The sequence below is a fragment of the Herbidospora mongoliensis genome, from assembly GCF_001570545.1.
GTDB lineage: Bacteria > Actinomycetota > Actinomycetes > Streptosporangiales > Streptosporangiaceae > Herbidospora > Herbidospora mongoliensis.
Window position 1 is genome coordinate 172,281 of sequence record NZ_BBXD01000008.1, and the last position, 11,536, is coordinate 183,816.

Here is an 11,536-nt window from a genome sequence, read left to right on the forward strand (position 1 = left end):
GAGTCGGCGGTGCTTTGCACGTGGCTGACCGATGTAGAAGGTCATCCCAGAGCCGGGTCACTCAAGAGATCTCTTCAGTCAGCGCATCTAAGACTGCCCTGATCGCAAGAAGGAGAGGCGCGAAGCACTCCTCTATCTCGATCATGATTACCATGCTGTGCTGTCTGCATCGCAGACTCTAGGGGTTGAACGGTGCCGTGACAGACATTGATCCTGAGCGGATCGTCACTCAGCAAGATCTTGTTGCTCAATTGGCCCAATTATATAAAAGGCAGACTTCGGGACTCGCTAAGTTCTGTCGCTCCGCCGGGCTGAGTCCAACTACGGTTCAGCGGATCGTCAGAGGTGGGCATGAATTACCTAAGGCGGAAACAATTGAAGCCTTCGTGCGAGCATGTGGAGAGGATCCTCTCAAATGGATCAATGCTCGTGATCGAATTGCTGTTTATAATTACCAATCGCCTCGGAGGCTGCCGGTCCGCAATTGTATGCGGATATTTCTGGGTCGAGGCTGGTGGCAAGGTGTCGGCGCAGTAATTGGAACCCTGAGCCTCTTTGTGGCCATATTTCAAATAATGCCCAAATCGAACCCTCGTGTAGCAGAGGGAGGTGCTGAGAGTAAAAATCTGAGTATAACGCCAAGGCCTAGGTTCGCCAATATTGGCCTGAGCTGGGGAATTACCAATCCACTTTTCGTCGGCAGTGTCGCCGATCTGCCGGAAGCGCCGTATTTCGACAAGGAATATTCGGCCTCTCATTGCGTCTGGTGGGAAGATTTCTTGTCGACAGATAAGCGGATCTATGCGCTTGATCCATCCATCGTCGCACGATTAATAGCTGACAGTTCAGATGTAGTATCGATATATAAGATCGATTTGAGAATATTGAATCGCACGCGCTTGCAAGAACCTTTCGTATTTATTCGTTGCGAGTATGGTGCCGGGGGTTGGGAGGGTTATGAGGCAGTGCTCGACACTGTTAAGCGAACGACGCATGTGTGGGGTTCCGGGTCGGATAAATCGAGTCGAATGCCGCCAGCCACAATCACGCTTAAAGACGGAGGAGTTGAGGGTGTGCTGGCGCACATCGATTCTCGAAGGGGGTATCTTTATGACGGTATATTAATTATATTTGCGAACATAAATGGAAAGGATCAGGAGTTGCATTTGGGTGATGTCGCTAATCCGCTTAGATGGGCAGTGCCCGATATGCCAAAATATGAACCTGTGTACGATTGGCATCCCGATAAGCGAAAATGGGTCAAAGTTAAATCTGAGCCCCCGATGGGTTGGTAGGTAGATCGCCGCAAACCCATATTTGCCGTCGTCGTTGGCTAACTATCCCCTCAAGGCGGCGAGTCTGGCCAAGGACGAATGGCTGAGCTGGCGCTAGATGTACTCGGTCATGACGTTGGTGACAGTCGGCTGATCGGAGGGTGACCGTCCAGTGAGCTGTGACGTCGTCGGGTGTTGTAGTGCTCCAGCCATGGTTGCAGGGCGTCGGCGCGGTGGGTGTTGCTGGTGAAGACCTCCATCGCCATCTTGATATTGCTGTGGCGAAGGATCCGCATGGCCACGCGTGGGTGGACGTCCAGGGCAGCGAGGAGGGTGGCGCACGTGCCGCGCGTGCCGTGGACAGTGATGCGTCGCACGCCGGCCCGTTCGATCCGGGCGTCGAATCGGCCGTTGAGTTTCGTCGGGTCAAGGGGCTTGCCGAGAGGCGACGTGAACACCAGGCCGGTGTCGCGCCAGTCGTTCCCGGCTGCCTGCCGGTCGTGCTCCTGCTGCTTCTTGCGCAGCTTGAGCGCGGCCAGGCAGATGCCGGGGAGCGGAAGCGGGGCTTCGGACTCTTCCGTCTTCACCGGCCGCCGTAGGAGCTGGTCACGGACTCGCTGGAGCTGTTCCCCCCGACGTACAACTCTCCGGCGTCCAGGTCCACGTACTTCCAGTCCAGCCCTAAGACCTCTCCCTCGCGCAGCCCAAGCACCAGGGTCAGCACGTAGACCGCGTACAGCGGGTCGGCCTCGTCCCGCGCGCTCTCCAGTAGTCGCCGGGCCTCGTCCACCGACCAGGCGCTGTTTCGGCGCTTGCGTACGGTCGGCAGTCGTACCGCCGCAGCGGCGTTCTTGCTGATCAGGTCTTCGGAGATCGCGTTGGACAGCAGACTCCGGAGGATCTTCACCGCCTTCTGGACGGAGTTCTCCTCGAGGGTCTGGTCGCAGCAGTTGCCGACCGCGCAGCAGCGCCGCCGGCGGGCCGCGTTCCGGTGTTCGACTGGACGTCGTGCGTCCTTGCCTTGGGCGCAGCACTGTATAGATCACGTGCCGCCTTATCGTGCGAAGCGACACGATGGTTCCTCGGCCGTTTTGGTGGTGCAGCCGAAGGACTGAATACCGTTCAGGTGATCCTATCTCTTTGCAGGCCTGAGCCTTTCCTCAATTCCAGAGTGACTATTCTTCCCACAGCCCTTAGCGAACGCCCGCATATCGGCCAGTACGCGGTCATGGCGACATGATTTCTCCGCGAATGTGTGAGCGTAAGGAAGTGCATGGTCGCGGATGTAGCTCCCTAAGAAGTCTTTGTGCACGAACTCGATCGCCCACAATTGGCTGATCCTCGCGAAGGGTTGAGTCTTTTTCGGCGGGTTCATTTCGTAAGACGCGAACCCAAGGTATTGGTACAGCATCCTCGGCTCCAGCTGCCGGTGCGAGGGCAATCATGGGAGCATCCAGAACAACAAGACAAACTGTGAGGTGGACATCGAGCCAGTGCCATGTGTCTGGAGGGGTGCAAACTTCCTTGAAGTTTTGTACTGCACTAGCGAGCGGGAATACCGTACTCGTGTAAGCCTCGCTCCCAGAGAGCTCAACTTCCGTCCCTCGTCTCACGCATTTGCTGAATACGCTTGAAAATACCGCATCGCTGATATGACTGTCGCTATCCATCTCAAGCGTGTACAGAACCGGATAGCTCCATGTGGATCTATCGTCATCCGTTTTGATGTGTATTCTATCCGCCCGGAGTCCAGAAATGAGGGGAAAGTCAAGGCCTGGCGGGTTTCTGGCGCGAAAGAAGACGTAGGGCATTTCCGATTTCTTGCGCTCAACTATGGACGTCAAGTGCGGGCGGATCCGACTCTCTTTCGCGGGAAGCTCTTTGAGTGGCATGGATGCGAGAACGTCGATGCCTCTGGTCTAGCCTGTGTACTTGTCCGGATAGGACCATTCATCTTGTAAGGAGAATCCATGATCGATAAGTGTTTCGCCAACAGCCAGTTGTAGCGGATATCTCGGATGATTTCGCGGCTTGACGCACCTGGTCGAGAGTGAGCCCATTCCCAAGCAGGGCCCATCCATTAGTATCCATCTGTTTTCCCCCTCGACGTTAACTCTGATATTCACCTTGGTCCCAGGAGAAGCTTGGTGCAAACCTCTGGCTTAATACTTGCTGCACTTGGCTAGTCAGAATGTTAGTGTCCGGCTCGGACCTGACGCAGGGCGATTTCTTTGAAAACCTGTCCTCTACAGCCCATGAAGTACGTTAGTCGGACCATACTCGCTGTTGCAATGGTCGTCGAGTGCAGGACTGGATCAGGCGTTTTATGGCTGATTAGTCGGGTGGCATGGCGGATGAGATCCGGTTTATAAGCAGTTCAGTCGCTGCCTTGGCTTCTACCGATTGCATCGAAGTGCCATAACTTGATTGAGAAACCATCGGTCCGCAGGCACCAGGGCGGCCCCCGGGGCAATTCTGGGCGGCGGCGCTGCCACCGCAGGCGCCATTTGGGTTGCTGAACCAGATCATCGGTGACGTGTCTGACGACACTGGCGATTGAAAGGCCTGTCCCGGCATAGAGCGAGGCTGTTCTGGTCCTCTAGCCCGTTGACAGAGGTGACAGCGATGACACGGTGATGTGTTCAACCTGCTCATTGAGCGTGGTGGGACGTTCTGTTCAGCGTTGACACGCGATGACGCTCGTTGACAGAGTCCGATTGATTGGTTCGCTGTCAATGTCTGTCACCACAACTATGCAGCAGCTGTGAGCTTGAGAAATGAACGACAGTGTCAACGCTGTCACCTCTGTCAACGGACGGGGATTCTTCTCAGTTGAAGGCCCAACCAGATCCCACAGCTGGCGTAATGAGCCGACACGGGATCAGGAGCCCTCCGCCACAAGCCCCGGCTGTGGCCGTTGGCGTCCGATGACCGCGGAAGATGCCTGGCTCAGGGACCCGTCAAGCCGGGCTTACACCTCCGTCACCGGCCCGCTGCCGCTCCGCGGTGGGTCGACGGGCAGACGGGATGAGGCACAGGCAGGAGTGATTACAAGAGGAGAATGCCGTCTACTCCTCAACGCTTCGGTCTTTGAGGATGGTCCGTGGAATCACACGACGACCCCCAACATAGTTCATAAACAAAAGAAGGACGATTACGATACCGACTAAAGATGCGTAGCTAACAAAAGTCCACGGCTCCTGGACTCCCAACTCGTTAACTTCATTCGCAAATTTTGCCTGACCCTCCACTGTGTCTAGACGGTATCCCTTAACATCTACCAACTTGCCGCCATTTATGCCATCTATGATATCTTTAACAGAGAAGGAAATAATTGTAGCTATAAGTAACAGCATTGGCAGTAGCGGCCTCCACCCCCCTCTCGCCTTGATGAACCCTTTAATTCCGGAGCCAGCCTCGATAATTTCGAAAACCGCGGCATTCAATTTAAGAGATCTATAATTTTTTAGAGTTGTACCACGTACAGTGCCGGTGACTGTCGGAGCCCTTTTGCCTTCATGAAGAATTTCAACGATCGCACCATCTCCCGCATCCATAAAATCAAAGTCAATGACCACCCCGGAAGGATTGGACGAAGTACGCACAAGTGCAATGCCCAGGGATTTTCGACTACAAGCAATTAAGCGCACCTGTAAGATTTTATCTGAATCGGCAAACTGAACCCTTAATGGATCCGTGTCAACAACGTCCGCCCCCCTTACCGTGTCGCCCCTACGGTTCCATATAGCTATTCGGGAAAGACTAAGATGAATAAGATCCTCGTCGTGAAAGCTTAGCTTTAATCCACTATCCAGCAGACCATTATGTGGTCGTATCAAAACATCGAAATCAATCCCGAAGGCAATCTCGGGCTTCTGGCGCCCGCGCCTTGCCAATATAAATGTTAAGGGAATTCCGATCAATGATATTATCAATCCGACAATTCCCACTATGTCGCTAAAGCTCAAGTGGTTCTCCGGTAGGGTAGAGAGTAATCCTGCCCCTGGAGCATACTCACCGACAACGTGACAAGTAGCCCATACAGGAAACGCGTCCCACTCCCGAGTGCTCCAAGTTGACAACGCGACGAGATAGGCGCCCGCCTGGCCGATGGTTAGGGGGATCCACGGCGACACGCACGCTCAACAGTCCTGCAGCTCAAACGGACAATGATCTTTCAAGTCCACCCAAGTCGTGTGCCCGATGCATGCCCGTATGGTCAGCTACCAGCGGAGAATCACGCGGACTCAGTGGATTTGGATCTACACTCGACCTGTTCACTGTTTCCACAGGTAGGACCCATGATCTTGAAAGGCTTCCCAAGCTGTTGACGAGCTGCCGGCGCCTCGGGCCAGGCTCGCGGATGGTGCAATTCCCGCGGTGTTCCTTTGGAGGTGGCCGACTCTTTATCGCTGCAGGCCAGCGACAATTTGCCGTGAGAGTGTAAATCCGTCGGCGGAGTTGGGCTGTGGGCTGCAAGGACGTAGGCCGGGCCCTACGTGGGTCAAGTCGCGTTGGAGCACAGGCGGTCCGGAGTGTGTTGCCTGGTCAGCGTGCAACCGTAGGCCTTTCGTACAGCTCGAAAGTACAGCTACCACCTCGGATGTGGCTGTACTTCTGCGTACCCGGCGGACGGTTGCTGCCCGTCGGAATCGGGGCACCTGAGGGTGGCCGAACGGGGGCTCATGATGCATCATGTGGGGGCGACCTGGGATGATCCCGGTTCGCGTACAACCTAAGAACCGCGGGAGCTCGGGCGTAACCGGGCTGAGAGGGCGACCAGCGTCGCCGACCGCATGAACCTGTCCGGGTAATGCCGGCGTAGGGAGCGTGTGGGATGACAGTTGTCATCGATTCCGAGGCCCCCCTCACCCTTGACGAGGCTCCGCCGAAAACACTCGGCCTCCTCGACCAGGGCGCACTCTGGGCCAACCTCGGAGTATCACTGCTCGGGTTCTCAGGAGCGATCGCACTCGTCAACCCCCTCGGGGACCGTCCGCTGAGCTTCGTCGCAGCGCTGACGGCCGCCGTGGTGGGCAGTCTCATCGGTACGGCCATGGTCGGGCTGGCCGCCATTCCGGGCACCCAGACGGGCGCCCCGGCGATGATGCTGCTCAGAGGGCTTTTCGGGGCGAAACTCTCCTATCTCCCGAGTGTGCTGAACATCATCCAGATGCTCGGCTGGGGCGCCTTCGAACTCTGGGTCATCGCCCAGGGCGCGCAGGCCATCGCCGGGCAGTTCGGGGTCACCGTGCCCTACGCGGTCTGGGTCGTCATAGCGGGCGTGATCACCACGGCGCTCACCATCAAACCGCTGGGCGCGGTAAGGATTCTGCGCAGGTACGTCACCGTCGGCGTCGTCCTGGCGATGATCTATTTCGCGTACGAGCTGATCTCGCGCGGGCCCTCACTGGGCGCCGGGTCGTGGGAGGCGTTCACGCCGGCGGTCGACTACGTCATCGCGCTGAGCGTCTCGTGGGTGCCGCTGGCGGCCGACTTCTCGCGGTTCTCGAAGTCGAGCAGGGCGGCGTTCGGCGGGGTGGTCGGCGGTTACACGATCGCCCAGGTCTCCTGCCTGGCGCTGGGGATAGCGGCGCTGGCGCTGGTCGGGAACGACACCAACCAGGTCTGGGACCCGTTCGTCACCGCGTCGCTCGGGGCGGTCTTCTTCGGGATCCTGGTGCTGCGGGAGACCGACCAGTCGTTCGTGAACGTCTATTCGGTGACCATGTCGCTGCAGAACCTGGTGCCGAGGGTCGACCGGCGCATTCTCTCGGTCGTCATCGGGACGCTGGTCACGCTGCTGGCGATCTTCGTCAGCGCGGACACCTACTCGGCGTTCCTGGGGATCATCGGGGCGGTGTTCGTGCCGATGTTCGCCGTGCTGGTGGTCGACTACTTCCTGCTGGGCGGTTCGCGCAGGTGGGACACCTCGGTGACCGCGCCGTCGCGGTGGCTGATGACGGTTCCGTGGGTGCTCGGGTTCGCCGCCTGGTGGATGCTCGGCGCGCTGCCCGACGTGCCCTGGTGGCGCGACATCTGGGTGTCGGCGCGGGATGCCGTCGGGTTCACCCCCGCGCCGTGGATGAGCGCCGCGCTCGGCTCGTTCCTGGTCGCCGCGCTGGTCACGCTGGCGATCGGAGCCTCACGCGGCGCTCGGCCGCGACTATCTGATGCGGGTGAAAGCCACCGCGGCAGCTGACGCGATCACGGTCGACAGGACGACCATGAACAGCACCGACTTCAGCGGGTTGTCCCGCTTCTTCGGGTTGGCCACGGCCGCGACCCTCGGTTCACGCCGTTCCGGCGTCGCCGACGGGGTCGGCTTGGGACGCGGCGACGGCTTCTTCGTGGTCGGGGCCGGTTTCGGCAGTCGTACCGGAATGACCCTGGCCGGTTGCTCCACCCGCGGCTTCGGCTCCTGCACCGGAGGAGGCGGTGGCGGGGGTGGGGGCGGCGGAGGAGGCGGTGGCGGTGGTGGCGGTTCCTCGACCTGAGGCGGCGGGGGTGGCGGCGGTGGCTGCACCTCCGGCTCCTCGGGCAGGGGCGGCGGGCACGGCGTCTCCGACGGAGTCGGCGCCGGTGGCTCCTCGACCGGCGCCGGTGGCGGCGGGGGCGGAGGAGGTGGCGGTGGTGGCGGGTCGCACGGCGGCTGCTGGAGGATGCCGACCCCCAGCTCCACGTCGAGGATCACCCCGACCTGGACGCACACTCCCACGCCCGGCCCGATGCCGACGTCGACCCCGAGGATGTCGTCGGCCGTCGCGGCCGGGGCCGAGGCCACCGACAGGGTGGCCAGCATCAGGAAGCCGAGTGTCGCGGCGGTTATTCGGCTTGTCATCAGCTCAACCCTGAGATTCGGCCGAATTCGGCCAGTGCGCTGGTGAACGCGTCGGGCATCACTGCGAGCCCGCCGTCGAACACATGGATGATGTCGAAGACCATGTAGATGCCGACCCCCAGCAGCCCCGCCATCGCGAGCATCGGCAGCAGCGCCATGCCCCTCGGACGGGCCCCGGCCAGGAACGGGAAGACCAGCACGATCAGGCCGGTCACCACGGTCAGCGCCAGCAGGATCGTCGGCGGCGTGGCCCCCGCGTCGGCGGCGCGCTGCCGCCGCGACGAGCTGAGCTGGGAGATCTGGTCGACCACGGCCGCCTTGGCGTCTTCCTGGTCGTCTCCGTCGACGACCAGGCCGGACGCCTGGATGCGCAGCGTGTTCAGGCGCGTGGTGCCCTCGGCGCTGAGCTGGCCGTCGGCCATCAGCGGCCATTCCCGGTCGACCACGAAACCGACGTAGTCGCGCAGGCCGGCCTGGACCTGCGCGGCGGCGGGCGCGGGCAGCTCGTTGGCGGCCCAGTAGGCCTCGACGGCCGACTGGCTTTCGGTGTAGGTGTTCTGCCGGGCGGCGTCGGCGGTCGTCCACGGGACCACGATCGCGATGGCGAAGACCAGCAGGAACAGCGCCGACAACATCGCTCCGGCGTGGCCGACCGTCGGGCCGCCGGGGTCGGAGTCTTCACTCCCGGCGCCGAACTTTCTGAAAAGGAACGCCGACAGTGCCACCACTGCGACCGCCGACCCCACGGCGACGATGAATCCCAGCATGACCACTCCCCACTAGTGACCTGGTGATTGCTCGGCGTGAGATTACTATCACATTGAGTGATCGCAGGTTTACTGTGTGGGGACAGACCCGTTGCGCTAAGCCATTTCTAGGTTCAGCAACATCTCTTTGGCGGCTTTTCCACCGGCGTAGGCCCCCGGCGTCCCCGATCCGCCGACGACCCGGTGACACGGAACCAGCAGGCAGACGGGGTTCTCGGTGATCGCGTTGGCGACCGCGCGCAGCGCCTGGGGCCGGCCGATGCGGGCGGCGACCGCGGCGTAGGTGGTGGTCGTGCCGTAGGGCGTCGAGGTGATCATCTGCAGCACGCTCCGGGCGAACGCCGTCGCCAGCCGGAGGTCGAACGCGAGGGTGAAGGTGCGCAGCCGCCCGTCGAAGTAGGCGTCGATCTCCCGCTTCAGCGGATCGAGGCGCTTGGAGTCGTGGCCGATGAACGACCCGACCTCCCGGTGGACCCGCGCGTACACCTCGTGTTCGTCGTCGAATGTGGTGGCAATCACACCCCGCGAGGTGACGGCCAGCACGAGCCGTCCGGCCATCGTGTCGTGGGTGCCGAAGGCGATGGTGGGGGCGGATTCCCCGACGTACGTGGGTGAGGTGACCCGGAGTAGTGCCTCCAGGTCGCCCGATGCGGCCGACGCGTCCATGGCACTTCCCTTCCCCGGGTTCGAGGGCAGCGTATCGGAGCATTGGAAAAGGCCATGATCACGATCGGAAAAGCGGCACGATGGATCCGTGGAATGTGACCACTGGGACAAACGTGACGACGAGGACGAAGGGATCGCGCGGGCGGTAGTCGCCAGCGCGGCCGATGCCATCGTCGCACTCGATCGCGATCTGACGGTGGTCACGTGGAATCCGGCCGCGGAACGGCTGTTCGGCTGGCCCGCCGACGAGATCGTCGGCCGCCGGCCGCCCTTCGTGCCCGATGAGCTGATGGCCGAGCACAACGCGGTGCTCGAACGGGTGCGCACGGGCGGCAACGTCCAGCTGAGAACCCGCAGGTTCCGGCGTGACGGCGCGTTGATCGAGGTGCAGGCCGACATCAGCGGGCTGCGCACACCCTCGGGCGCGTTGCTCGGGTATGTCGGGGTCTACCACCTGCGCGACGACAACGAGGCCGCGCGGGCGCGGTCGGTCCGCCGGGCCCAGTTGGTCCGCCGTCTCACCGACGTCGTCGGCGACATCAACGCCGAACTCGACCAGAACGTGGTGCTCGACCGGATCGCGGCCTCGCTCACCGAGCTGACCGGGGCGGACGCGGGCGGGTTCGTGCTGATCGAGGGGGAGAAGCTCCGGCTGGTCAGCTCCCACCGGCTACCCGGCGGCATGAAGGGCGCCACCGCCGACCTGGGCAGCAGCCTGGTGGGCAAGCTGCTGCGCACCGGAAAACCGGTCATCCTCGAGACCGGCCCCGAGGGTTTGCAGGATCTCATCTGGGCTCAACTCGACGGCCTCCACACCATCGCGGTCGGCATCGCGGCTGTCGGCGGCCGGCCCTACGGCGCCCTCTACGCGCTGTTCGCCCGGCGCAAGCCCGGCCACCTTGAGCTCGAGCTGCTCGAACTGCTCGCCGGGCACGCCGGGATCGCGGTCGGCAACGCGGTGGCCTACCAGGACGCGGTCCGGCAGCGTGCCCACGAGCGCGCGGTCTTCGACGCCAGCGCCGACGGCATCGCGGTGCTCAGCGAGAGCGGCACGGTCACCCGATGGAACCCCAAGGCGGCTGAGCTGACCGGGTTCGCCTACGAGGACGTGATCGGCCGTCCACCTCCCTTCAACCTGCCCAAACCCGGCGAGAAACTGACCTTCCAGCTCGAATCGGGCCGCTGGCTCGACGTGCTCTGCGCGACGATCCCGGAGACCGGCGAGATCGTCGCCGACTTCCGCGACATCACCAGCGCCAAGGAGCTCGAAGAGGCCAAGGACCTGTTCCTGGCCACCACCAGCCACGAACTGCGCACCCCGATCACCGTCGTGACCGGCTTCGCCAGCACGCTGGCCGACCGGTGGGACAAACTCTCCGACAGCGACCGGCGGGCCCACGTCCACACCATCGCCGAACGCGCCAAGTCGCTCGGGCGGCTGATCGACCACCTGCTGCTGGGCGCCCGCGCCGGCGCGGCCGAGCCTTCGGTCCGTGACGAGGCCTTCGACCTGGCCGAACGCGTGCGGGCCGCGACTCTGGGGCTCCCCGTCCTGTCCGACCGCCACCGCGTCGAGGTGCGGGTCCCCGAAGACCTTCCTCTTGTACGCGGCGACGCGCTCGCCACCGACATACTGCTCGACCAGTTACTGGAGAACGCGTTCAAATATTCGCCCGACGGCGGCCTCATCCAGGTCTCCGCCTGGTCAGAGGAGACCCAAGTGGTCCTCACGGTCGACGACGAGGGCATCGGCATCCCTCCGGCCGACCGGGAACGCGTCTTCGAACGGTTCGTCCAAGGTGAGAGCGGTGATCGCCGCCGATTCGGCGGGGTGGGGCTCGGTCTCTACATCGTCCGGAGCCTCGCGCGGGCCCAAGGCGGGGAGGTGGCCGCACTGCCCCGACCCGAGGGTGGTACACGTATGCAGTTCGTGCTCCGCAGAGAGGGGTTTGTCACCGCACCCGACACACCGGGGCGGTAAGGCCGGG

At 62.0% G+C, this 11,536-nt stretch carries 8 protein-coding genes, 2 pseudogenes and 1 riboswitch; of the genes and pseudogenes, 3 read left to right on the forward strand and 7 right to left on the reverse strand.

All coding sequences use genetic code 11. The features are described 5' to 3' along the window. Positions 1–185 precede the first annotated feature (185 nt). Complete coding sequence (locus AW272_RS41620; RefSeq protein WP_157518098.1) at positions 186–1,295, forward strand: helix-turn-helix domain-containing protein; 1,110 nt, start codon at positions 186–188, stop codon at positions 1,293–1,295. Positions 1,296–1,402: 107 nt separating this feature from the next. Here AW272_RS41620 and AW272_RS46275 read toward each other — a convergent pair. The 4 genes and pseudogenes from AW272_RS46275 to AW272_RS41635 all read right to left on the reverse strand — a co-directional run. Next, positions 1,403–1,528, reverse strand: a pseudogene (locus tag AW272_RS46275) (integrase core domain-containing protein); the annotation flags it as partial. A gap of 6 nt (positions 1,529–1,534) precedes the next feature. Then, positions 1,535–1,861, reverse strand: a pseudogene (locus tag AW272_RS45500) (tyrosine-type recombinase/integrase); the annotation flags it as partial. Then, a complete protein-coding gene (locus AW272_RS41630; RefSeq protein WP_066360092.1) occupies positions 1,858–2,181 on the reverse strand; it encodes a site-specific integrase in 324 nt (107 codons plus the stop codon). The pseudogene AW272_RS45500 and the gene AW272_RS41630, both read right to left, overlap by 4 nt. 2,161 nt (positions 2,182–4,342) lie before the next feature. Continuing rightward, positions 4,343–5,242 (reverse strand): hypothetical protein, encoded by a 900-nt coding sequence (locus AW272_RS41635; RefSeq protein WP_157518101.1) that lies wholly within the window; start codon positions 5,240–5,242, stop codon positions 4,343–4,345. Positions 5,243–6,008: 766 nt separating this feature from the next. Then, positions 6,009–6,120: riboswitch (TPP riboswitch) on the forward strand. Between AW272_RS41635 and AW272_RS00920 the strand changes: the two genes are divergently transcribed. Then, positions 6,112–7,476, forward strand: coding sequence for a purine-cytosine permease family protein (locus AW272_RS00920; RefSeq protein WP_066360093.1), 1,365 nt, complete (start codon positions 6,112–6,114; stop codon positions 7,474–7,476). It overlaps the preceding riboswitch by 9 nt. Here AW272_RS00920 and AW272_RS45505 read toward each other — a convergent pair. From AW272_RS45505 to AW272_RS00935, 3 genes are all read right to left on the reverse strand, one after another. After that, positions 7,441–8,115: a hypothetical protein gene (locus AW272_RS45505; protein WP_169807467.1), complete on the reverse strand. Its 675-nt coding sequence runs from the start codon at positions 8,113–8,115 to the stop codon at positions 7,441–7,443. The genes AW272_RS00920 and AW272_RS45505 overlap by 36 nt on opposite strands. Then, on the reverse strand, positions 8,115–8,882 hold the full coding sequence (locus tag AW272_RS00930; RefSeq protein WP_066361168.1) for a bestrophin-like domain: 768 nt from the start codon (positions 8,880–8,882) through the stop codon (positions 8,115–8,117). Before AW272_RS00930 ends, AW272_RS45505 begins: the two co-directional genes overlap by 1 nt. Before the next feature lie 96 nt (positions 8,883–8,978). Then, positions 8,979–9,548 (reverse strand): methylated-DNA--[protein]-cysteine S-methyltransferase, encoded by a 570-nt coding sequence (locus AW272_RS00935; RefSeq protein ID WP_066360095.1) that lies wholly within the window; start codon positions 9,546–9,548, stop codon positions 8,979–8,981. Positions 9,549–9,636: 88 nt separating this feature from the next. Here AW272_RS00935 and AW272_RS00940 point away from each other — a divergent pair, with 88 nt between their 5' ends. Beyond that, positions 9,637–11,529 (forward strand): PAS domain S-box protein, encoded by a 1,893-nt coding sequence (locus AW272_RS00940; RefSeq protein WP_066360096.1) that lies wholly within the window; start codon positions 9,637–9,639, stop codon positions 11,527–11,529. Positions 11,530–11,536 lie beyond the last annotated feature (7 nt).

Coding starts and splice junctions, on each gene's coding strand:
- AW272_RS00920 (WP_066360093.1), top strand. CDS start 6,112: ATGACAGTTGTCATCGATTCCGAGGCCCCCCTCACCCTTGACGAGGCT.
- AW272_RS45505 (WP_169807467.1), bottom strand. CDS start 8,115: ATGACAAGCCGAATAACCGCCGCGACACTCGGCTTCCTGATGCTGGCC.
- AW272_RS00930 (WP_066361168.1), bottom strand. CDS start 8,882: ATGCTGGGATTCATCGTCGCCGTGGGGTCGGCGGTCGCAGTGGTGGCA.
- AW272_RS00935 (WP_066360095.1), bottom strand. CDS start 9,548: ATGGACGCGTCGGCCGCATCGGGCGACCTGGAGGCACTACTCCGGGTC.